The organism is Mesorhizobium sp. B2-3-6 (assembly GCF_006442305.1).
Taxonomy (GTDB): domain Bacteria; phylum Pseudomonadota; class Alphaproteobacteria; order Rhizobiales; family Rhizobiaceae; genus Mesorhizobium.
Genome location: NZ_VFVW01000009.1, coordinates 237871 through 258679 on the forward strand (window position 1 = coordinate 237871; position 20809 = coordinate 258679).

The window sequence follows — 20809 nt, forward strand, 5'->3', positions numbered from 1 at the left end:
CTCTCTCCTACTCGCCAGCCGCGGGCTGTGACATCGGCTTGTTGAGCACGCCCGGCAGCGGCGAGGTGTCGCCGTCCTTGGCCGCCTTCAGCGCCAGGTGGACCAGAACGCCGAGATAGGCGATCAGCAACAGCACGTAGAGAGCGAGATAGACGGCCAGCGTCAGCGCCACATGGCTGCCGGTCACCGGGCCGACGGCGTCGGCGGTCCTCAGCACGCCCGTCACCAGCCAGGGCTGGCGGCCGATCTCCGTCGTATACCAGCCGGCGAGCGTCGCCACCCAACCGGAGATGGTCATCGGCACCATGAGCAGCGCCAGCGGCCTCGGCAAGCCATGACGGCGCTTGAGGAAGAAGGCGGCCGACCAGGAGACGGCGAGCATCAACAGGCCCGTGCCGACCATGACGCGAAAACCCCAGAACACCGGGAAGACGGGCGGATGATTGCCGGGATAGTCGTTGAGTCCCGGTACCACGCCCCTGGCACTGTGCCGCAGGATCCAGCTCGCCCCGTCGGGAATGGTCACCTCGAACCTGTTTTCCCTGGCCGCTTCATCCGGAATGGCAAACAGCACCAGCGGCACGTTGGGGCCGGTGTTCCAGTTGGCCTCCATGGCGGCGATCTTCTGCGGCTGGTGCTCGAGCGTGTTCAGGCCGTGCTGGTCGCCGGCAAGGATCTGGATGGGGATGAGGATGGCGGCGGTGAAGACGCCGGTGCGCAGCGCCTTCCACATCGATTCCGAGCGGTCGCCCTTGAGGTAACGCAGCGCCGACAGGCCGGCGATGAGAAACGATACCGTAAGCCCGGAGGCGAGCAGCATATGGACGAGACGGTAGGGCATGGAGGGGTTGAAGAGGATCGCCCACCAGTCGACGGCGTGGGCGACGCCGTCGCGCATCTCGAAGCCGACCGGCGTCTGCATCCACGAGTTCAGCGCGATGATCCAGAAGGCCGACACGGTGGTGCCGCCGGCGACCAGCACGGTCGCCAGCGTGTGGATGCGGTTGGAAACGCGGCGGAAGCCAAACAGCATGATGCCGAGGAAGGCTGCCTCGAGGAAAAAGGCGGTGAGGATTTCGTAGGCCAGCAGCGGCCCGGCGATGTTGCCGACCGTTTCCATGTAGCCCGGCCAGTTGGTGCCGAACTGAAAGCTCATGGTGACGCCGGAAACCACGCCCATGGCGAAGGACAATGCGAACACCTTCACCCAGGTGAAATAGGCGCGCATCCAGGCCGAATCATTGGTCGCGTTGTAGCGGAGCTTGAAGAAAAGCAGCACCCAGCCGAGTGCGATGGTGATGGCTGGAAACAGAATATGAAACGAAATATTCGCACCGAACTGAATGCGCGAAAGGATGAGCGGGTCCATGGCGGGCTCCGGCTGCTTCTAATAAGCGGAGAATAGGCTTGTAGGGCCAGCCGGTCAAAGCGGCGTCCCGCCGCGAGGCGGAACGCCGCAGCGCCATGCGGCGGCAATGTCGAGAACTGTCAGCAACGGCATTGACTTGCGGTTGCATGCGGCGACATTCGTCCTATATCTGGGGTCCTCTTTCAAGCAGCCGTTTTCAGCCATGCAGCCTGTCATCTCCATTTCCGGGGTCACCAAGACCTACGCCACAGGCTTCAAGGCGCTGAAGGAAATCAATCTCGATATCGAGCGCGGCGAGATTTTCGCGCTGCTTGGCCCCAACGGCGCCGGCAAGACGACGCTGATCTCGCTCGTCTGCGGCATCGTCAACCGTTCGTCCGGCAGCGTCACGGTGGACGGCCACGACATCACCAAGGACTATCGCGCCGCGCGCGGCCTGATCGGGCTGGTGCCGCAGGAGCTGACCATCGACGCCTTCGAGAGCGTCTGGGCGACGGTCAACTACAGCCGCGGCCTGTTCGGCAAGCCGGCAAACCATGCCTTTGTCGAGAAGGTGCTGCGCGACCTGTCGCTGTGGGACAAGAAGGACGCCAAGGCGATCACGCTTTCGGGCGGCATGAAGCGGCGGCTGATGATCGCCAAGGCGCTGTCGCACGAACCGCGCGTGCTGTTCCTCGACGAGCCGACGGCCGGCGTCGACGTCGAACTGCGCCAGGACATGTGGGCGATGGTGCGGCGGCTGCGCGAGGACGGCGTCACCATCATTCTCACCACCCACTATATCGAGGAAGCCGAGGCGATGGCCGACCGCGTCGGCGTCATCAACCGCGGCGAGATCATCCTGGTCGAGGGCAAGGCCGAACTGATGCGCAAGCTCGGCCGCAAGCGCCTGGTGATGGAACTGCGCAGCCCGCTCGGCGCCATTCCGGACGCCTTCTCGCACTACGCCCTGGAATTGTCGCCGGATGGCGGGCAGATCACCTACACCTATGACAACCAGAGCGACCGGCCGGGCGTGGCGTCGCTGATCCGCGATCTCGAGGCCGCCGACATCCAGTTCCGCGACCTGGACACGCAGAACAGTTCGCTGGAGGAGATCTTCGTCAATCTTCTGAGGCAAGAGCCATGAACCTGCGCGCGGTATGGGCGATCTACCGGGTGGAGATGGCGCGCGCGCTGCGCACCGTTTTGCAGAGCATCGTCTCGCCCGTGCTGTCGACGTCGCTGTATTTCGTCGTCTTCGGCTCGGCCATCGGTTCGCGCATCACCGAGATCGACGGCATCAGCTACGGCGCCTTCATCGTGCCCGGGCTGATCATGCTGTCGCTTTTGACGCAGTCGATCTCCAACGCCTCCTTCGCCATCTACTTCCCGAAATTCGTCGGCTCGATCTACGAGCTGTTGTCGGCTCCGGTCTCCTATCTCGAGATCGTCCTCGCCTATGTCGGGGGCGCCGCCACAAAGTCGATCATCCTCGGCCTGATCATCCTGGCGACGGCCTCGCTGTTCGTGCCGCTCTCGATCCAGCATCCGTTCTGGATGCTGGCCTTCCTGGTGCTGACGGCGGTGACCTTCAGCCTGTTCGGCTTCATCATCGGAATCTGGGCCAGGAGCTTCGAGCAGTTGCAACTGGTGCCGCTGCTGATCATCACGCCGCTGACCTTCCTCGGTGGCAGCTTCTATTCCATCAACATGCTGCCGGGCGCCTGGCGCACGGTGACGCTGTTCAATCCGGTCGTCTATCTGATCAGCGGCTTCCGCTGGAGCTTTTTCGGAAAATCGGACGTTTCGGTCGGCATCAGCCTCGGCATGACCGTGGTTTTTCTGCTGATCTGCGTGGCGACCGTCGCCTGGATATTCAGGACCGGCTACCGGCTGAGGAATTGAGGGGCGAAGCCACGCTGAGCCGCGGTCAGAGCTAGATCGCCTTCACCAGCCGCAGCAGGCCCAGCATCTCGACATAGGTTCCCTTACGGAAGGCGACGTAGACCGGCTCCTCGATGCCGTGGAAACGACGCTTGAACGCCGCCTGCCCCTGCAGGTTGAAGCGGCGGCGGTTGACCCAAGGCGAATCATAGGCGCGCTGGAAGGCGTTGCGCCAGAAATCGCTTTCGGCGAATCCGCTGGGGCCGACGTCGACCAGCGGCGACAGCCCGAGCGTGACGACCGAAATGCCTTCCTCGCGAAAGCGGTCGACGGCGAATTTGGTCAGGCCGACCTCCGCATGCGGCGAGGCGTCGATGTGCTTGCGCTTGAAGGCTGTGGTGTAGCCGATGACCTTGCCGCCGCGAAACAGCGGATCGAAGTCGAGCAGGGCGACCAGTTCGCCATCGGGGCCGTGCAGCACGAAGCGGCGCATGTCGACGCCCACATGATCGGCGAAGTGCCGGTTGAGGAAGCCCATTTCCCAACGCTTGACGATGCGGTCGCCGCGCCAGTTCGCCGAAAGCCGGGAGATCTCGTCGAGAAAGATCGTCCGCTTGTCCTCGGCGAACGAAAAGCCCTTCTTCAACAGCCAGCGCTCGGAGTAGCGCACGGTTTCGTTGCGCTTGCCGGAAAAATCGTGTTCGGGCAGCGGCAGACGGGTGTCGATGCCCAGCCGGTTGACCTTGTAGCCGAGCCCGGCCAGCACCCGCGCCGACTGTTCGCCGATCTGCACGAACCAGGGGCTGCCGGCGGTCTCGACGAAGCGCCTGATGTAGTCGGCCCGATGGGCCGGATCGGCGACCGGGTCGCCGAGCGCGAAATGATGCTTCATCTTGGTGCCGAAAGCGATGTAGCCGTCGGCATCGCCGAAATAGGAGAGCCTGCCTTGCACGGCGGAGGAGTAGGCGAGTGAGAAGTCGCCGTGGCGGCGCACCAGCGCCAGCCGTTCGGCATGGGTGAACGCCTGGCGCTCGACCTTTGGCGAGGCACGCTCGAGGATTTTGTCGAGATAGATCCGCAAGGAGGGCATGGGTCGAGATTCCGCGTGCATCTGCGGCGCGCACCCGGGTACGCTATACGCCGTGGCGCCTTGATTTTGCACAGGAAGCCGAAAAAAGCGTTTCGAGGACTTCGGATTCCTGTACCGGTAACAGAGATCCGCCAGCCCCCGGATCTCGAATCAATCACATTGCCGCGACCTGATTATCGCCGATCTCGCGTATATGCCATATAGGACGCAACCGCGGTGCGGCGCATGGCCTCGAAATCCGGGGCCGATCTGCTGTATGGATCATGCGCGGGAGGGCGTTCTGCCGGTGTCGGCGGAAGCGCCACAAGGGTGGAATGGGGTTCGTGAGCGAATGGCAGATACGACAATCAGACCGGCAGCGCACCAGACGGTAACCATCGAACCGGCGATCGTCATCGGCGCCGGCGCCGCCGGTCTCGCGGCAGCGCAGGCCTTGGTAAAGGCCGGCGTGGCGACGGCGATCCTGGAAAAGGAGAGCCGGCTGGCGGAGCCATGGCATCGGCGTCACCAGCAGCTGCGCCTCAATACTCACCGCGACCTTTCGGCACTTCCCGGCCTTGCCTACCCGAAGGGCACGCTCGCCTTCCCCCACAGAACCGCCGTCATCCGCTATCTGAACGATTTCAGCGAGGCGAACCGGCTGCCGGTGGAGCTCGGCGTCGCCGTCGAGGCGGTCCTGTTCCGGGGCGACCACTGGGCGATAGAAACCAGCGCCGGGAAGCGCCTGGCGCGCCACGTCGTGATCGCCACCGGCCGCGACAGACAGCCGTTCATCCCCGAATGGAAAGGAATGCGGGATTTCGCCGGCCGCATCATCCATTCGGCGGATTTCGGCGACGCGAAGGACTATGCCGGCAAGAAGGTGCTGGTCGTCGGCGCCGGCAATTCGGGTATAGACGCGCTCAACCACCTGGCCCAGGCAAGCACCGCCTCGCTGTGGCTGTCGGCCCGCAATGGTCCGTCGGTCCTGCCCAAGCGCATCGGCAAGATTGCCGTGCACCGGCTGTCGCCGCTGATGGCGCGGTTGCCTTTGCGGGTCGCCGATGCGGTGATCGCCTTGACGCAACGGCTGGTTTTCGGCGACCTGACGAAATTCGGCGTGCCGCCGGCACCGGTGGGCGGCGCCAGCCGCCTGACCACCGACTACACCGCGATCGCCGCCGACGAGGGCGCGATCGACGCCATCCGCTCGGGCAGGATCACCGTCGTGCCGGCGGTGCGGGAATTCACCCGCGACGGCGTCATCCTGGCCAATGGCAGCCTGATCGATCCCGACATCGTCATTGCCGCGACGGGATACCGCACCGGGCTTGAGCAGATGGTCGGCGATCTCGGCGTGCTCGACGGCAAGGGCGTTCCGCTGTTCAATGGCGGGGATGCCGATCCGAAACTGCCTGGCCTCTGGTTCACCGGCATGCGGCCGAGCATCCGCGGCTGCTTCGCCAATGCCGCCATCCAGGCCAAGGCGATCGCCGAGCGGATTGCCCGGCGGATCGCCAATTCCGGCCCCTGAACCGGGCTGGAGGTTCGTTTTACGCGTCGGACGGAACCCCACTTTCCTGGAATTGCCCTCTAAATCGCGATCTTGCCGCCGCCTTGCCTGGTAATGGCGACGACCGCCGGCCGCACCGGCATGTCCGGCTTGAAATCGGGCCAGCGCGTCGACGGATCCTCATAATAGGACGGGCGGCCGAACGCCTCCCAATCCTCGCCGCCGTCGCCTGGATGCTGGACGGCGACGAAGGCGGTCTGATCGTCGGGCGCAAACAGCGGCCCGCACATTTCAGCGCCGATCGGCACGCGGAAAAACAGTTTTGACGTCGCGCGCGCCGGCCCTTCGGTGTCGACCGCCCACAGGCCGTCGGTGCGGCCGGTGGTCTTCGGGCCCTGGCCGTCGGTGGCGACCCACAGGCGCCCGGCCGAATCGACCGCGCAATTGTCGGGCATGCCGAACCAGCCATTGGCCGTGGTGGCGGTGGAGAAGGTGGCGCCGACATCGGCAACCGCTGGATCGCCGCATTTCAGGAGCACCTCCCATTTGCCCCTGGTGCCGGCGAAATCGCCGCCATCCTCCGATATCTCGATGATATGGCCGAAGGCGTTATCGGCGCGCGGGTTGGCGGCGTCGACCTGGTCGGCTTTGCGCTTGGAATTGTTGGTCAGCATGACATAGACCTTGCCGTTGACACGATTGGGCTGGATGTCCTCGGGACGGTCCATCTTGGTGGCGCCGAGCAGGTCGGCGGCACGCCGCGTCTCGATCAACACGTCGGCCTGGCCGGCAAAGCCGTTCTCGGCCGTCAGCGGGCCCTGGCCGAAGACGATCGGCAGCCAGTCCACCGTACCGTCCGCAGCGAATTTGGCGACATGCAGCGTGCCGTCGTCGAGCAGGTTCATGTTGGCGGCGCGGTCGTCCGGATCGAAACGGCCCGCGGTGACGAATTTGTAGACGTACTCGAAGCGCTCGTCGTCGCCGAGATAGAAGACGACGCGGCCATCCTTGGCGACGATCGATTCGGCGCCTTCATGCTTGAAGCGGCCCATTGCGGTGCGCTTCCTCGGCGTGGATGTCGGATCGTTGACGTCGACCTCGACGATCCAGCCGAAACGGTTGGGCTCGTTCGGCTCCTTGGCGAGGTCGAAACGATCGTAATGCGCGCCCCATTCATAGGCGCCTTCCGGAATGCCGAGGCGCTTGTAATTGGCGGCTTCCTTATGGCCTTCCGGCAGTTCACCGGAGAAATAGCCGTGGATGTTCTCCTCGGCCATGACATAGGTGCCCCAAGGCGTGACGCCGCCGGCGCAGTTGTTGAATGTGCCGATGACCTTGGTGCCGGATGGGTCGGCATTGGTCTTGACGCGGTCATGACCGGCGACCGGGCCCGACAGCGCCATTTCGGTGTTGGAGGTGATGCGGCGGTTCAACTTGCCGTCGCGCACCACCTGCCACTTGCCGCCTTCCTTGCGGATCTCGACGATGGTGCCGCCATGTGCCGCCATCTCGACATCGACCTGCTCCTTCGAGAGCGGCGCGAGTTCGGCCGCCTTCTTGCCGTCCTTCTCGACGATCCTGACGATGCCCGGGAACATCAGATGCGGATTGGTGTATTCGTGGTTGACGACCAGCAGGCCGTGCTCGGCGGAGCCACCGATCCCGATATAGCCGACATAGTCATTGTTGTAGCCGAATTGTCTTGCCTGGGCCTCAGCCGACTGCCTGGCCGGGTCGAACTCCGGCGAATCGGCAAACAGCGGATCGCCCCAGCGCAACAGCACGTCGGCATCGTAGCCCGGCGCGACATGGTGCTTGTCGTCGATACCGGCTTCGAGTTCCTCGAACGAGAAGGCGGAGCCCTCGGCGGCACGCGCATCGTCGGCGGCCACGAGCGCCAGCGGGCTGACGGTGGCGGCGATGGCCGAGACGGCCAGCGAGCCCTTGAGGAAGGCGCGGCGGGAGAACCGCTCGGCAATGATTTCGCCCATGGTGCGGTTTTCGGTGGGGTTGGTCGCCGGACCGTCGTTTTCCTCAAGCAGGCTGGTGCGGAATCGGGCGTCGGGCGAGCGATGGTCGGTCATGGTCTGCCTCTGGCTGGATGGCTGGAGCGTGTCACGCGTTTCGACCCCTTATAGACGATCGGTCACACTTTCGTGACATTCGTGCACCCGCCAGCTGACCGCGAACCTCGCGCCACATTCGGTTTGAAACTCGGACCAAGGTCCTAAACCGATCGGGCGAAGGTCCGGATTGCCGCGGCATCGGTCGTGGGCCACTTACACGAACACGCCATGTCGCCGATGGTCGCGTACCTGCACGAGATGGCCCTTGAATTCGCCGGCCCGATCAAGTGAGGGACTGATGCGCAGCTCGATCATGGCTCATTGTTGCTGGCTGGCCCTGAGAGCAGTGCCGGCACTGGCGCTGACCATAGCCCCCTATCACCTCGATTTTCACGGTTCCGCCGCAGGCATTGTCGCGTCCAGCGCCCAAGCCAAGCCTGGCGGGAACAGCGGCAATGGCGGTAACGGCAATGGCGGCAATGGCGGCAATGGCGGCAATGGCGGCAATGGAAATAACGGCGGCGGCAACAATGGCAATGCCGGAGGCAACAATGGCAACGCTGGCGGCAACGGGAACAATGGCGGCGGCAACAGTGGCAAGGGGAAGGGTGCCAACAGCTCCGGCAAGCATGTGAACGCAACAACCGGCGATCGTGTCGAAATAGACGACAACAAGATCGTGGTGCAGCACCCTAACGGCTTCGGGGAAGAGATCGAGAAGGGTCGCTTCAAAATGACCGACGCTCTGGGCCGCACGATCGTCGAGCGCCCTGCGACGGCGGCGGATATAAGCCGCCTCAAGGGGTTGTAGAGCGGGCAATAGGCATCGCCCGCTTTACGTGTCACCTCCGCCGCCCCCCGGCGGAGGTGACCTTGTCGCTCCGGCCCCGTATAGGGGCCGTCTTTTTTGCCCTGGAGCGTTCCGCTGCTGCACCGCGCTTCAGGTTTTCATTTATGCGTGTCGTTATCCCAAACCGGGGATCCCTTGCGGCCGACCAGGATTAGCTGCCGGCCCGATCCCGCGCTTCGCGCATCAGCAGCGCCGCCTCGGTGCGATTGCGGACGTTGAGCTTGGACAGCACACCGGTCATGTGATGCTTGACCGTTTTTTCCTGCAGTGCCAGCCGCAGCGCCACTTCCTTGTTGCTCAGCCCTTCCGCCACCAGCTGCAGGATCTCGGCCTCGCGTCCGGTGAGCTGACGCAGGCGATCCGTCCTGCCGTTGGCCGGCTGCAGCGATTGCAGGTCCGAAAGCAGGCGAGCCGACAGGGTCGGCGACACATAGGTCTCGCCGGCCGCGACACCATGGAGGATTTCGGCCAGCATGCGCGAGCCGACCCCCTTCAGCACATAGCCGCGCACACCGGCATTCAGCGCCCGCGCCACGTCGGCATTGGCCTCCGAGACCGTCAGCATGACGATCTTCTGTCCGGGATTGGCACCCAGTATGCCGGCCACCGACGCAAGGCCGTCACCCGGCATGCTGATGTCGAGCAGCAGTATGTCGGGCTGCAAAGTCGAGGCGATGCGTTCGGCATCCTGCGCCGTGGCGCCCTGGGCCACCATTTCGAAGCCGCCGATCTCCGACAGGCTGCGGGTAACGCCTTCGCGAAACAGCGGGTGGTCGTCGACAATGGCGACACGGATGGTACCGATCATGGTTGATCCTCGACGGCTAGCGTAATCATCAATCGTGTTCCCTGTGGCCCGGTCGTGGTCTCGAACTGGCCACCAATGCTTTCGATACGTTCCCTGATGCCGGCGAGCCCCAGGCCCTCGGCTCGCCTTGGGTCGAATCCAGGCCCGCCATCCGACACTTCAACGAAGAACTTGCCGCCTGTCATCCCGGCCTTCACCTCCTGATCCTTGCCCTGCCCATGACGATAAGCGTTGTTCAGCCCCTCCTGGACGAAGCGATAGATGCTGATCTTCTCCGAAGCGCCCAGTTCGGGCAACTGCCTGGATAGGGTCAGCGCCACGGAACTGCGGGTCCTGCGTTGATGCTCGTCGACGGCAAGACGCAGAATGTCGCCGGTCGCGGCCGTTTCTATCTGCGGCAGGACGAGGCCGTTGCAGATGCCGCGGATTTCACGCATCGCGTCGTCCAGCGCCATGCGGATCATGGCGATCTCGGCGTTGCGGCTGTCGCTGGAGGCACCCTCGCCGGAAATGGCGGGGCTGTCCACACGCAGCGCCGCCAGCGCGACGAGCTGAGCCGGCCCGTCGTGAAGGTCGGCGCCGATGCGACGCAAGTATCGTTCATTGAGCGCCGTGGCACGGCGCGACGCCTGCTGGACGCGCAGGCGCAGCGCCCGGTTTTGCGAAACCAGCGCCTGCAGCTCGGAGACCTGACCCTGCAGAACGCCGCGCTGCTTGTCGATGGTGCGGCTGCCACGTATGACGATCCCCGACAACAGCAGCAGCGCCGTCAGCGTGGCGCCGGCCACGATCAGCCAGCTCGACAGCAAGGCGGAAGCCAGAGCCGCCTGGAAATCGTCGGCGATCTCGTAGAATTCGGTGACGGCGACCACCTCGCCCGACCAGGGTTCGCGGACTGGATTGTAGATTTCCAGCAGCGGCACGCCCGCGGCCCTCTCCTCCTTGTCGTCCTCGTCGCCTAGCTCGTTGAACTCGGCGACGACATTCCCGGCGAAGGCGGCACGCAGGTTGGCGCTCGGGCCGAACTGCCGGCCGATCAAGGCCGTGTCCTTCGAATACAGCACCGTGCCGTCCCGACGCCACAACTTGAAGGAAAACAGCCGTTTGCCGAGCGCGCCTTGGCCGAGGGTCTCGTCAAGCGCCCGTTTGACGGCGTCATCGAGCTGATGGTTCGTGCGCAGATCGGGGAGCAGCGGAGCGATCACACTGTCGACATAAAGGGCAGTCGTGGCCGCCGAATTGTGGAGCACGCTTTCGCGGATTTGCGCGGTGACCCAGAAGCCGACCACCAGCATCACCGCAAGCAGCCCGAAGCCGCCGGCAATGATGAACTGCAGCGCCAGCGTAAGCCCGTTCCAGCGCCGCGACAAGGTTTCGAGAAATCGCACGCCACGCTCCTCGCCCCCACCCGCAGGGGCAGGGTAGTGGCCGCGACTTTGGCGCTTCGGTCCTGCCGACACAAGAGCCTGGTCCCACGGCAGCTGCTTGACGTCCCGACGCGCTTGCGAAACAAGGCACGGACGACCGGCATCAATATCGAGGGCAGGGTGAGTTTTTCGGGGTTACTTCAGCTCGGTCTTTCGACCGTGATCTTTCTGCTGGCGGCGGCGGCCGCCAAGCAATGGGGGATGGCGCCCAGCCTGGGCAAGATCGTGCTGACGCTTGCGCTCTATTCGCTGGGCAACCTGATCATGCTGCGGCTGATTCGCGAGTTCGGCATGTCGGTGTCGTTCAGCCTGTCGGCCGTCATCCAGCTGGTATCGGTCAATCTGGTGGCGCTGATATTCTTCGGCGAGCGCATCAATACGCTGCAAGCGGCCGGCATCGTGCTGGCGATTGCCGCCGTGGCGCTGATCACGCTCGGGCCCTATGTGCAAGGGCGATGACCGGCAAACCATGGTTGCGAAACGAGGTTCGATGAAGACTGCGGCAAAGGCTCTGCTGAGCCGGGTCGAATTCCCGGTGCTGCTGGCCGGCCTTGTCGTCGCCGCCGGCCTGTGGGGCTTCGTGGAGTTGATGGAGGTGGCACGGGCCACCACGCCGCACGCCTTCGACGCTGAAATCATGCTTGCCTTCCGCCAGGCCGGCCAACCCGGTATCCCGATCGGCCCGCCATGGATGGAAGGGGCGATGCGCGATATCACCAGCCTCGGCAGCACCAGCGTGCTGGTGCTGATCACGGCGGCGACGATCATCTATCTGCTGTTGATCCGCAGGCCCGGGACCGCGCTTCTCATCTTCGTCGCCGTGGCGGGCGGCCAGATGCTGTCGAGCCTGCTGAAGCTCGGCGTCGACCGGCCGCGGCCCGAACTCGTCTCGCATCTGGTCAACGAGACCTCGCTTTCCTTCCCGAGCGGCCACGCGATGCTTTCGGCGGTGACCTATCTCACATTGGGCTCGCTTGCGGCGCGCTTCCTGCAGGGCCGGACGACGAAGATCTATGTTCTGGCGCTCGCCGTGCTGACGACGGTGCTGGTCGGCATCAGCCGCATCTATCTCGGCGTCCACTGGCCGTCGGACGTGCTGGCCGGCTGGTGCGCGGGCTTTGCCTGGGCCATGCTGTGCTGGTTGGCGGCAAGGGTCCTGCAACGGCGCAGGGTGGTGCGTGACGACGTCTGACGACGCTCGACCGGGAAGCGGTCAGATCAGCCGGTTGATCAAGTGTCCGCAGCCCGTTAGCAGAAGGACCACCGATACCAGGCATGCCGATGTCGTCAATGTCTTGAAAATGGTCAACCACGTTATCCCCTGCCCCAGATGGAACACCATAGCTCTCAATGCTCGGGAAGTATCCGAAAAATGCTCGATAGCGATGATGATCAAGGCTCAAGCATACATCCTGATGCTTGAAACATCATAATGATCGTATTATACATCATATCCGCAGACTCAGACGGGGATCCCGGCCGATGATCACTGCCGCGCAGATGCGCGCCGCGAGGGCGCTGGCCGGCATCGATCAGAAGACGCTCGCCGAGCGCGCCGGCGTTTCGCTTCCCACCATCCAGCGCATGGAAGCGAGCGACGGCGTGGTCAGGGGTGTGGTCGATACGCTGATGAAGGTCATCCAGGCCCTCGACGAGGCCGGGGTGGAGCTGATCGGCGAGAATCAACCCAGTGAGCGCGGCGGCCGGGGCGTGCGCCTCAAGCCTGCCGTGCCGCCCAATCCGAAAGCTGAGCCGGCATAAGTCGCGACGGCGACCGCCGACAGTCCTGCCGACGATCCCGCCGCCTTTCAGGTGCGGAAGGAAGTCCATGGACGAGATCGGGCAGACGCTCAACGAAACCGCGCGCAAACCGACCCATGGGCCGGCAAAGCCGACTTTTTCCGAACTGTTCACACCGAAACTGGTGACGGTCTGGCGCGAAGGCTACAGGCTCGAACATCTCAGGGCCGATGCCATTGCCGGGCTGACCGTCGCCATCGTCGCCTTGCCGCTGTCGATGGCAATCGCCATCGCATCAGGGGTGACGCCGGAGCGCGGGCTCTACACATCGATCATCGGCGGCTTCATCATCTCGGCGTTCGGCGGCAGCCGTTTCCAGATCGGCGGCCCCGCGGGCGCCTTCATCGTGCTGGTGGCGGCGACGGTCGCGCGGGTCGGCGTGGACGGGCTGTTGCTGGCGACGATGATGGCCGGCATCTTCCTCATCGCCATCGGCTATCTGCGGCTCGGCACCTACATAAAGTTCATTCCCTATCCGGTGACGGTCGGCTTTACCGCCGGTATCGCCGTCATCATCTTCTCGGGCCAGATCGTCGAACTGTTCGGGCTGAAGCTCGCCGGCAAGGAGCCAGGCCCGCTGGTGCCGAAGCTGACGGCGATCGGCGAGGCGGCCGGCACGATCAATCTCGCGGCGACCTTCGTGGCGGTGCTGACAATCGCAACCATCGCTTTCCTGAAGCGCTGGCGGCCGAAATGGCCGGCGATGTTGATCGCCATCGGTCTGGCGTCGCTCGCGGTGGCGCTGTTTGCGCTGCCGGCCGAGACGATCGGCACGCGCTTTGGCGGGATCCCGCGCAGCCTGCAATGGCCGGCGCTTCCCCCCGTCAGCCTCGACAGGATGATCGACGTGCTGCCGGACGCCATCGCCTTCGCGTTGCTAGGCGCCATCGAATCCTTGCTGTCGGCCGTCGTCGCCGACGGCATGACCGGCCGCCGGCACCGTTCCAACTGCGAACTGGTGGCGCAAGGCTTCGCCAACATCGCCTCGGCCCTGTTCGGCGGCATCTGCACCACCGGCACCATTGCCCGTACCGCCACCAATGTGCGGGCCGGCGCGCACGGGCCGGTTTCGGGCATGATCCACTCCATGATCCTGCTCGTCCTGATGCTGGCGGCAGCGCCGCTCGCCAGCTACATCCCGCTCTCCGCCCTCGCCGGCGTGCTGGCGGTGGTGTGCTGGAACATGTTCGAGAAGCAGGCTTTCGCCACGCTGCTGCGCGCCTCGCGCGGCGATGCGCTGGTGCTGATGGCCACCTTCCTGATCGTGGTCTTCCGCGACTTGACCGAAGGCATCGTTGTCGGCTTCGCGCTGGGCTCGATCCTGTTCATCGACCGCATGGCGAAATCCATCGCCGTCGAGGCCGACCAGACGCTGGTGCCTGAGGACGTCGCCGACCGCGAGAGCGTCTATGATTCCAGGGTCGCGACCGACGCCGACACCGTCGTCTACCGCATCTCCGGCGCATTCTTCTTCGGCGCCGCTTCGACCGTCGGCGCGGTGCTCGACCGCATCGCCGACCAGCGCAAGAACTTCATCCTCGACTGCTCGGCGGTGCCGTTCTTCGATTCGACCGCGGCCAATGTCATCGAGGGTGCGGCGCACAAGGCCAGGCGCGCCGGCGTGCGCTTTGTCATATCTGGCGCTTCGCCGCAGACAAGACGCACGCTGATCAACCACGGCCTCAAGCGCCCGCTGGTGACCTACGCCGCCTCGATCCGGGCAGCGCAGGCGCAGTTGGAGGGAAAAAGGGCAGCGCAGTAGCTTGCATTCTTCTTCCTTTCAACGCGCCGGGAAGCACCTCTCATGGGTTGAGCGATCGTGAACCGCTGACAAACGGACTTCCCCGGACGTAAAATCGCAGCAGGCGGTCGGCATCCTTCGAAATGCCGATCCGAACGCTCTGCCCGATTTCGCCGGGGTCGCGGCCATCGCTTGCAAGCCATAGAGGGCCTTCCCGGCAAAGATCGCGCCCGTCGAGCGAACGGTCGATCCGCAACGCCATGGCGAGCCTTCCCGGTCCTCGCGCCAGGTCACGCAGGCGCTCGATGCCGCGATTGAGCTGCATGATCGGAATGCCGTCGAGCGGCTCCAGTGCCCTGATCAGGACGCCGGTTCCGATGCCGGGCATCTCGCTCGAGACATTCAGCATGTATGAGATGCCGTAGGCGAGATAGACATAGGCATGCCCGCGCTCGAGGAACAGCGAGCGATTGCGCGGGGTCATTCCCCTGAAGCCGTGCCCGGCAGCATCGCCGGCGACATACGCCTCGGTCTCGACGATGCGGCCGCTGGCAATGCCTTCGGGCAATTCCCGGACCACGATCTTGCCGATGAGATAGCGCGCGAGAGCGGCCGTATCGTGCGGCAGTTCCGAACGAGCGAGCGGGCGGCGGACGACCATCCTCATGGCGGCTGGTTTTAGATCCGCCCGGCCCATGTGGCAAAGGCTCTCGTGCGGCCGGCTCCGAAAATCTTCTCAATCCAGCTTCAGCGCCGCGACTTCGCCCTCGTTCATCAGCGGGATATAGAGGATCGACTTGCCGTCGGTACCGATGCCGGTGCGCGAATGAAGGGCCAGCCCCTCCCGGCGAGCCATACACGGCCAATGCCGGCATGACCGGCGATGAATGCCGTTGCGTCACCTCGCCGCCAATTCCTCCGCGGGCGGAGCGCCGGCGAGATCGTCGCGCGCCTTGCGGGCCAGCTTCTTCGTCGAGCGCCTGGGACTGTCGCCGAACAGTTCGGCCGCCTCGGCAAGGCAGGACTTCCTCAGGCTCTTTTCGGAATGCTTCAGGAGTTTGCCAAGGAGTTTCGTATCCCCGGGCGGCCCAAGCGGCTCGCCGCCGGCCTCCAGCATCGCGCGCATGACGAAGACGTCGTGCAGTTCGCCGAGTTGCTCTGCGAGCTTGTCGACCGCCTTGCGACGAGCCTTGATTGGCGTCGGCCACAGGCGGCCGAGCAGCGACAGATGCATGCTGTGGGTCTTGGCCGCCTTGCGCAGGTCGTGGAAATCCTCGGCCCCGCCGCTCGAGGCCGCCTTGTCCAGTGCTTTGCGCGCGCGCCGCAATGTGGCGCGGGCGCCCTCCGCCAGAATGTCGGCGGCCTGCTCCGGCTGGTCCGGCAAGGACAGCCTCTCGACGCGTTCGAGGCCCTCCTGGCAGGCGGCGATGGCAGCTTTTATGGCCGCATCGAGACCGGCGCCGGCATGAAGCGCGTGCTGGCGCATCACCAGGCGATCGCGGGCGGGGCCAAGGCCGTCACCGGCGCTTTGCCCCGGAAAGGCGCCGGCCAGGCGGTCGATCGTCTCGATCAAGGCGGTCGCCTCGCGCGGTCCGGCGAGCAATGCCGAGACCTGCCTGTAGCACTCGTTCTCCGTGCGGCAGAATGTTTCGCTTCCGGAACGAACGAGGTGTAACAAGGCGCGTACGCTCTTCAGTCGTTTGCGGGATTTGTGCAGTCCCTGCTCCGGCCTGTCATGCGCCGTGTCGAGATGAGCAAGCGCCTTGCCGATTTCCTCGGCCAGGATACGCCTGACCTCGCCGGTCAGCGGCAGGCGCGGATCAATGCGAAAGCTCATGCGGCGATCTCCGGAATCCCCCCGAGGGCGAGCGACGCGTTGTAGAATTTCTGTTCGCCAGTCACTTCGCGGCCGAGCCAGTCTGGCAGCATTTCGTCCGGGACATCGTCCGGTGTCTCGAGTTCGGCCATCACAAGCCCCGCCAGCGCGCCGCCGAAGACATCGACTTCGTAGAGATAGCCGCCATGCCTAACATGGTGACGTGTCTTCTCGATGACACGCCCGATGGCGAAGCCGAGCATCTCCACGGCGTCGGCCAGCGGAATGGGATATTCGAATTCGTCGCGCTCGCGCGCCTTGCTGCCGAATTTGAGCGTCAACCTGGCCGAGGCGCCGTCACTGATGCGCACGCGCACCGTGCGTCCCGGCGCGGCGGCGAGATAGAACTGGAGGATGCGGATGTCCGCCTCGACCAGATCCCGCCATGCCGTGCCGGAGACCAGGAACTTGCGCTCGACTTCCTTGCCCATGGCCGCGCACTAAAGCCCGCGCGGGCCGGCATGGCAAGCCATGTCCGGGATCGGATTTGACTTTAATCAATCGATTGATTAAAGTCTGCCGCATGATCAAACCGCCCGAAGCCCGAACTCCTCGCCGCGAGCCGCCCGCCGCGGAGATGACGCGTGAAGCCCTGGTCCGCGCGGCGCTCAAGCTGTTCGGACGACAAGGCTTCGACGGCACCTCCACGCGCGAGATCGCGGCGGAGGCCAAGGCCAATATCGGTTCCATTGCCTATCACTTCGGCAGCAAGGAGGGGCTGCGCCTCGCCGCCGCCGACCATATCGTGGACACCATACAATCGGTCGCCGGCCAGGCACTCGGCGAAGCGGGGGCGTCGGCAATCGCGAACCCCGAGACGGCGCGCGCGCAGCTGTTCGCGGCGCTGGAGCGGATGGTGGCATTCGTCGTGGCGCAGCCGCAGGCCGGTGAGATCGTGCAGTTCGTGCTGCGCGAGCTCTCGCACCCGACCGCGGCGCTCGACCGCATCTATGACGGCGTGTTCGAGCCGACGCATCGGCGCCTGTGCCTGCTTTGGGAACAGGCGACCGGCGAGGCGGCCGAGAGCGAGGCGACCCGGCTCACCGTGTTCACGCTGATCGGACAGGTCATCTATTTCCGCATCGGCCGCGAGGCGGTCATGCGCCGCATGGGCTGGCGCGAGATCGGCGCCGCCGAGGCCGCCAAGGTGGCGGCCGTCACATCGGACAACCTCGGCGCCATACTGGCCGCCCGGAAGGGATCGAGACGATGAGCTTTCTTTGTTCGCTGCCGCTTGCCGCTCAACTCTTCGGCGCCTGCGCACCGGCTTCGCCGCTGGCCGTCGGCTATGTCGAAGGCGACTATGTGCTGCTGGCGCCGATCGAGGTGGCGCAGGTCGAGACCGTCGCGGTCAAGCGCGGCGATCGCGTCACATCGGGCACCACGATCGTGACGCTGGAAAACGCCGACGCGAAAATCGCGGTCGCACAGGCCACGGCAAGTCTCGCCCAGGCGCAGGCGCAGCTTGCCGATCTGCAGGTGGGCAAGCGGCCGGAAGAAATCGCCGCCCTCAAGGCCCAGGTCGACATGGCCAAGGCGCAGGCTGACGATGCCAGACGCAAATACGACCGCGCTGCCGACCTCTTCAAGCGCGGCACCGGCACGCAGGCCGACTACGACACCGCCTCGGCCACGCTGGAGACGGCCAACGCGCAGGTCGGACAGGCGCAGGCCAATCTCGCCGCGGGCGGCCTGCCGGCGCGTCCCGAGACGATCAAGGCCGCCGAAAGTCAGGTCAAGCAGGCACAGGCCGCGCTCGACCAAGCGGCGTGGCGGCTATCCAAGCGCACCCTGGCGGCCCCTTCTCCGGGCCGCGTCAGCGACGTCATTCGCAATCCGGGCGACACGGCAGGTCCGACCGCGCCCGTCATCTCCGTGCTGCCCGACGGCGCGGTGAAGCTCAGCGTCTATATACCGGAAGCCGCCTTCTCCTCGGTCAAGGTCGGCACCTTGCTCCGCGTCCATTGCGACGGCTGCGGCCCGGATGTGAAGGCGCGCGTCAGCTATGTCTCGCCCGATCCGGAATTCACCCCGCCGGTGATCTATTCGCTGGAGAACCGGCAGAAGCTGGTCTACCTCGTCGAGGCGCGGCCGGAGGGCAGCGCCGGCGCCTTGCAGCCGGGCCAGATCGTCGACGTCGAGCTGGCGGTTTCAGGGAAATGAACGTCATCGACGTGCACGGACTGGTCAAGCGCTTCGGCGACAAGACCGTCGTCGACAATGTCACGATGACGGTGGCGGAAGGCGAGATCGTCGGCTTCCTCGGCCCCAACGGCTCGGGCAAGACCACCACCATCCGCATCATGTGCGGCCTGCTGACCCCGGACGAGGGCGAAGGCACGGTGCTGGGTTTCGACATCCTCACCGACAGCCTGCGCATCAAGCGCGAGGTCGGCTACATGACGCAGAAATTCTCGTTCTACGAGGATCTGACGATCGGCGAGAACCTCGAATTCGTGGCGCGGCTCTACCGGTTGAAGCCGGTCGAGGAGCATGTCGCCAGGACCTTGGAGGAACTCGGTCTGACGACACGCCGCAACCAGCTCGCCGGGACGCTGTCGGGCGGCTGGAAGCAGCGGCTGGCGCTGGCCGCCTGCATCATGCACAAGCCCAAGCTGCTTCTGCTCGACGAGCCGACGGCCGGCGTCGACCCCAAGGCGCGGCGCGAGTTCTGGGACGAGATCCACCGGCTGGCGAGCGGCGGGCTGACCGTGCTGGTCTCCACCCACTACATGGACGAGGCCGAGCGGTGCCATCGCATCAGCTATATCTCCTACGGCAAGATGCTGGCGACGGGCACCGTCGCCGAGGTGGTCAGGAATGCCGGCCTGACCACTTTCGTCCTGCAGGGCCCGCGCCTCGACCAGGTGGCGCAAGCGCTCGAAGGCCGGCCGGGCGTCGACCAGGTGGCGCCGTTCGGCGCGACGCTGCATGTCGTGGGAGCCGACAGGAAGAAGCTGGAGACGGCGCTGGCCGATGTCGAGAAGGAACACAAGGGCGTGACGGTTGCGCCGGGCGAAACCAGCCTCGAGGACGTCTTCATCCAGTTCATGTCCGGCTCGAAGGACAACATGGCATGAACGCGGTCTTCTCCTTCGCCCGGCTCGGCGCGCTGCTGATCAAGGAGTTCATCCAGATGCGCCGCGACCGCATCACCTTCGCCATGATGCTGGGCGTGCCGCTGATACAGCTGGTGCTGTTCGGCTACGCCATCAACAACGACCCGAAGAGCCTGCCGGCGGCACTCGTGGCGACGAGCAGCGATCCCTATACGCGCGCCATGGTCTCGGCGCTGCAGACCACCGGCTACTACCGTTTCGACCATGTGGCGCAAAGTGCCGAGGAGGCCGAATTCCTGATGGCGCGCGGCGACGTCGCCTTCGTCGTCACCATTCCGGCCGATTTCGCGCGGCGGGTGGAGCGCGGCGACAATCCGCAGATCCTGATCGAGGCCGACGCCACCGACCCGGCGGTTGCCAGCGGCGCCATCTCGACGCTCAGCACCGTCGCCGGCCAGGCGCTGCTCAGAGCGCAAGGCATGCAGGAGGCCGCCGCCGAGGCCGCCCGGGGCCAGCTCGATGTGGTCGTGCACCGGCGCTACAATCCGGAGGGCATCTCGCAATACAACATCGTCCCCGGCCTGCTCGGCGTCATCCTGCAGATGACGATGGTGATGATGACCTCGATCGCGCTGACACGCGAGACAGAGCGCGGCACGATGGAGAACCTGCTCGCCATGCCGTCGAGCCCGCTCGAGATCATGCTGGGCAAGGTGCTGCCCTATCTGGCGGTCGGCGCGGTGCAGGTCGTGGTGGTGCTGGCGGCGTCGAAGCTTCTGTTCGCCATTCCCTTCACCGGATCGATGACGCTGCTCTTGTCGGCGGTGCTGGTGTTCGTGCTGTCCCTGGTGCTGCTCGGCTACACGATTTCGACCGTCGCGCGCACGCAGATGCAGGCCTTGCAGCTCACCTTCTTCTTCTTCCTGCCGTCGATCATGCTTTCAGGCTTCATGTTTCCCTATCGCGGCATGCCGGGCTGGGCGCAGATCTTCGGCGAGATCTTTCCCCTGACGCATTTCCTGCGCATCACCCGTGCCGTCATGCTGAAGGGCGCGCAGCTGCCGGCGGTGGCCGTGGAGATCGGCTGGCTGGTGGTGTTCGTGGCGCTGTTTGCCGGCGTCGCCCTGGTCCGCTTCCGCCGCACGCTGGACTGAAAAACAGCCCCTGAGAGGGTCCAGGGTTCCATCGAGCCCTGGACCCTCCCGTTGGAACCATGCTTCTGCCCCGGCGTTGTCGATCAGCCTCGCCGCTGCCACTTGCGGGCCAAGACGGCCCCCTCAGTGCAAGCGAAGCCCTTGGCATCTCGAGTCCGGCCGGATCATCTGGCGGGATGCGGAATGCCATCAAAACAACGGGATAGAGCGC

20 protein-coding genes are annotated in these 20809 nt (G+C 65.0%); 12 read left to right on the top strand and 8 right to left on the bottom strand.

Annotation, left to right across the window (positions count from 1 at the left end; genetic code table 11):
* Positions 1–7: 7 nt before the first annotated feature.
* The gene (locus FJ953_RS25135) at positions 8–1369 is read right to left on the bottom strand and encodes a cytochrome ubiquinol oxidase subunit I (protein WP_140625287.1); all 1362 of its coding nucleotides are present in this window, start codon (positions 1367–1369) and stop codon (positions 8–10) included.
* A gap of 202 nt (positions 1370–1571) precedes the next feature.
* On the opposite strand from FJ953_RS25135, the gene FJ953_RS25140 reads away from it, so the two are divergent.
* Both FJ953_RS25140 and FJ953_RS25145 read left to right on the top strand, forming a co-directional pair.
* Complete coding sequence (locus FJ953_RS25140) at positions 1572–2498, top strand: ABC transporter ATP-binding protein (protein ID WP_140625288.1); 927 nt, start codon at positions 1572–1574, stop codon at positions 2496–2498.
* Positions 2495–3256, top strand: coding sequence for an ABC transporter permease (locus FJ953_RS25145; protein ID WP_140491741.1), 762 nt, complete (start codon positions 2495–2497; stop codon positions 3254–3256). Before FJ953_RS25140 ends, FJ953_RS25145 begins: the two co-directional genes overlap by 4 nt.
* A gap of 31 nt (positions 3257–3287) precedes the next feature.
* Here the strand turns inward: FJ953_RS25145 and FJ953_RS25150 are convergent, their stop codons facing one another.
* A complete protein-coding gene (locus FJ953_RS25150) occupies positions 3288–4325 on the bottom strand; it encodes a phosphatidylglycerol lysyltransferase domain-containing protein (protein ID WP_140491743.1) in 1038 nt (345 codons plus the stop codon).
* Between the two features lie 331 nt (positions 4326–4656).
* On the opposite strand from FJ953_RS25150, the gene FJ953_RS25155 reads away from it, so the two are divergent.
* Entirely contained in the window at positions 4657–5838 is a 1182-nt protein-coding gene (locus FJ953_RS25155) for an NAD(P)/FAD-dependent oxidoreductase (RefSeq protein WP_140625289.1), read from the top strand.
* A 59-nt stretch (positions 5839–5897) separates the two neighbouring features.
* Here the strand turns inward: FJ953_RS25155 and FJ953_RS25160 are convergent, their stop codons facing one another.
* Complete coding sequence (locus FJ953_RS25160; RefSeq protein ID WP_140625290.1) at positions 5898–7901, bottom strand: PhoX family phosphatase; 2004 nt, start codon at positions 7899–7901, stop codon at positions 5898–5900.
* Between the two features lie 280 nt (positions 7902–8181).
* Between FJ953_RS25160 and FJ953_RS25165 the strand changes: the two genes are divergently transcribed.
* Positions 8182–8694, top strand: a complete 513-nt coding sequence (locus FJ953_RS25165; RefSeq protein ID WP_140625291.1) for a hypothetical protein — start codon at positions 8182–8184, stop codon at positions 8692–8694.
* A gap of 190 nt (positions 8695–8884) precedes the next feature.
* Here the strand turns inward: FJ953_RS25165 and FJ953_RS25170 are convergent, their stop codons facing one another.
* Positions 8885–9541 (bottom strand): response regulator transcription factor, encoded by a 657-nt coding sequence (locus tag FJ953_RS25170; protein ID WP_140491751.1) that lies wholly within the window; start codon positions 9539–9541, stop codon positions 8885–8887.
* Entirely contained in the window at positions 9538–10929 is a 1392-nt protein-coding gene (locus FJ953_RS25175) for a sensor histidine kinase (RefSeq protein WP_140491753.1), read from the bottom strand. The genes FJ953_RS25170 and FJ953_RS25175 overlap by 4 nt, the downstream gene beginning before the upstream one ends.
* Positions 10930–11088: 159 nt before the next feature.
* Between FJ953_RS25175 and FJ953_RS25180 the strand changes: the two genes are divergently transcribed.
* From FJ953_RS25180 to FJ953_RS25195, 4 genes are all read left to right on the top strand, one after another.
* The gene (locus FJ953_RS25180) at positions 11089–11427 is read left to right on the top strand and encodes a hypothetical protein (protein WP_140493450.1); all 339 of its coding nucleotides are present in this window, start codon (positions 11089–11091) and stop codon (positions 11425–11427) included.
* A 31-nt stretch (positions 11428–11458) separates the two neighbouring features.
* Positions 11459–12160 carry a phosphatase PAP2 family protein gene (locus FJ953_RS25185; RefSeq protein WP_140514147.1) on the top strand — a complete coding sequence of 234 codons (702 nt, stop codon included), beginning with the start codon at positions 11459–11461 and terminating at the stop codon, positions 12158–12160.
* A gap of 290 nt (positions 12161–12450) precedes the next feature.
* Positions 12451–12729, top strand: coding sequence for a helix-turn-helix transcriptional regulator (locus tag FJ953_RS25190; protein ID WP_140491757.1), 279 nt, complete (start codon positions 12451–12453; stop codon positions 12727–12729).
* Positions 12730–12796: 67 nt separating this feature from the next.
* Complete coding sequence (locus tag FJ953_RS25195) at positions 12797–14530, top strand: SulP family inorganic anion transporter (RefSeq protein WP_140625292.1); 1734 nt, start codon at positions 12797–12799, stop codon at positions 14528–14530.
* Between the two features lie 40 nt (positions 14531–14570).
* Here the strand turns inward: FJ953_RS25195 and FJ953_RS25200 are convergent, their stop codons facing one another.
* The 3 genes from FJ953_RS25200 to FJ953_RS25210 all read right to left on the bottom strand — a co-directional run bounded on the left by FJ953_RS25200 (position 14571) and on the right by FJ953_RS25210 (position 16816).
* Positions 14571–15170, bottom strand: coding sequence for a DNA-3-methyladenine glycosylase (locus FJ953_RS25200; protein WP_140625327.1), 600 nt, complete (start codon positions 15168–15170; stop codon positions 14571–14573).
* Between the two features lie 237 nt (positions 15171–15407).
* A complete protein-coding gene (locus tag FJ953_RS25205; RefSeq protein WP_140625293.1) occupies positions 15408–16346 on the bottom strand; it encodes a CHAD domain-containing protein in 939 nt (312 codons plus the stop codon).
* Positions 16343–16816: a CYTH domain-containing protein gene (locus FJ953_RS25210; RefSeq protein WP_140625294.1), complete on the bottom strand. Its 474-nt coding sequence runs from the start codon at positions 16814–16816 to the stop codon at positions 16343–16345. Before FJ953_RS25210 ends, FJ953_RS25205 begins: the two co-directional genes overlap by 4 nt.
* Before the next feature lie 92 nt (positions 16817–16908).
* Between FJ953_RS25210 and FJ953_RS25215 the strand changes: the two genes are divergently transcribed.
* Genes FJ953_RS25215 through FJ953_RS25230 form a run of 4 tightly spaced genes read left to right on the top strand, consistent with a single transcriptional unit; the run spans position 16909 to position 20598 of the window.
* Positions 16909–17598, top strand: a complete 690-nt coding sequence (locus tag FJ953_RS25215) for a CerR family C-terminal domain-containing protein (protein WP_140625295.1) — start codon at positions 16909–16911, stop codon at positions 17596–17598.
* The gene (locus FJ953_RS25220) at positions 17595–18548 is read left to right on the top strand and encodes an HlyD family efflux transporter periplasmic adaptor subunit (RefSeq protein ID WP_140625296.1); all 954 of its coding nucleotides are present in this window, start codon (positions 17595–17597) and stop codon (positions 18546–18548) included. The genes FJ953_RS25215 and FJ953_RS25220 overlap by 4 nt, the downstream gene beginning before the upstream one ends.
* Positions 18545–19465, top strand: a complete 921-nt coding sequence (locus FJ953_RS25225; protein ID WP_140625297.1) for an ABC transporter ATP-binding protein — start codon at positions 18545–18547, stop codon at positions 19463–19465. Before FJ953_RS25220 ends, FJ953_RS25225 begins: the two co-directional genes overlap by 4 nt.
* Positions 19462–20598, top strand: coding sequence for an ABC transporter permease (locus FJ953_RS25230; protein ID WP_140559144.1), 1137 nt, complete (start codon positions 19462–19464; stop codon positions 20596–20598). The genes FJ953_RS25225 and FJ953_RS25230 overlap by 4 nt, the downstream gene beginning before the upstream one ends.
* Positions 20599–20809 lie beyond the last annotated feature (211 nt).

What these genes read in the sequence shown, in the direction of transcription:
- FJ953_RS25135 (WP_140625287.1), bottom strand. Translation starts at nt 1,369, where the DNA reads ATGGACCCGCTCATCCTTTCGCGCATTCAGTTCGGTGCGAATATTTCG.
- FJ953_RS25140 (WP_140625288.1), top strand. Translation starts at nt 1,572, where the DNA reads ATGCAGCCTGTCATCTCCATTTCCGGGGTCACCAAGACCTACGCCACA.
- FJ953_RS25145 (WP_140491741.1), top strand. Translation starts at nt 2,495, where the DNA reads ATGAACCTGCGCGCGGTATGGGCGATCTACCGGGTGGAGATGGCGCGC.
- FJ953_RS25150 (WP_140491743.1), bottom strand. Translation starts at nt 4,325, where the DNA reads ATGCCCTCCTTGCGGATCTATCTCGACAAAATCCTCGAGCGTGCCTCG.
- FJ953_RS25155 (WP_140625289.1), top strand. Translation starts at nt 4,657, where the DNA reads ATGGCAGATACGACAATCAGACCGGCAGCGCACCAGACGGTAACCATC.
- FJ953_RS25160 (WP_140625290.1), bottom strand. Translation starts at nt 7,901, where the DNA reads ATGACCGACCATCGCTCGCCCGACGCCCGATTCCGCACCAGCCTGCTT.
- FJ953_RS25165 (WP_140625291.1), top strand. Translation starts at nt 8,182, where the DNA reads ATGCGCAGCTCGATCATGGCTCATTGTTGCTGGCTGGCCCTGAGAGCA.
- FJ953_RS25170 (WP_140491751.1), bottom strand. Translation starts at nt 9,541, where the DNA reads ATGATCGGTACCATCCGTGTCGCCATTGTCGACGACCACCCGCTGTTT.
- FJ953_RS25185 (WP_140514147.1), top strand. Translation starts at nt 11,459, where the DNA reads ATGAAGACTGCGGCAAAGGCTCTGCTGAGCCGGGTCGAATTCCCGGTG.
- FJ953_RS25190 (WP_140491757.1), top strand. Translation starts at nt 12,451, where the DNA reads ATGATCACTGCCGCGCAGATGCGCGCCGCGAGGGCGCTGGCCGGCATC.
- FJ953_RS25195 (WP_140625292.1), top strand. Translation starts at nt 12,797, where the DNA reads ATGGACGAGATCGGGCAGACGCTCAACGAAACCGCGCGCAAACCGACC.
- FJ953_RS25200 (WP_140625327.1), bottom strand. Translation starts at nt 15,170, where the DNA reads ATGGTCGTCCGCCGCCCGCTCGCTCGTTCGGAACTGCCGCACGATACG.
- FJ953_RS25205 (WP_140625293.1), bottom strand. Translation starts at nt 16,346, where the DNA reads ATGAGCTTTCGCATTGATCCGCGCCTGCCGCTGACCGGCGAGGTCAGG.
- FJ953_RS25210 (WP_140625294.1), bottom strand. Translation starts at nt 16,816, where the DNA reads ATGGGCAAGGAAGTCGAGCGCAAGTTCCTGGTCTCCGGCACGGCATGG.
- FJ953_RS25215 (WP_140625295.1), top strand. Translation starts at nt 16,909, where the DNA reads ATGATCAAACCGCCCGAAGCCCGAACTCCTCGCCGCGAGCCGCCCGCC.
- FJ953_RS25220 (WP_140625296.1), top strand. Translation starts at nt 17,595, where the DNA reads ATGAGCTTTCTTTGTTCGCTGCCGCTTGCCGCTCAACTCTTCGGCGCC.
- FJ953_RS25225 (WP_140625297.1), top strand. Translation starts at nt 18,545, where the DNA reads ATGAACGTCATCGACGTGCACGGACTGGTCAAGCGCTTCGGCGACAAG.
- FJ953_RS25230 (WP_140559144.1), top strand. Translation starts at nt 19,462, where the DNA reads ATGAACGCGGTCTTCTCCTTCGCCCGGCTCGGCGCGCTGCTGATCAAG.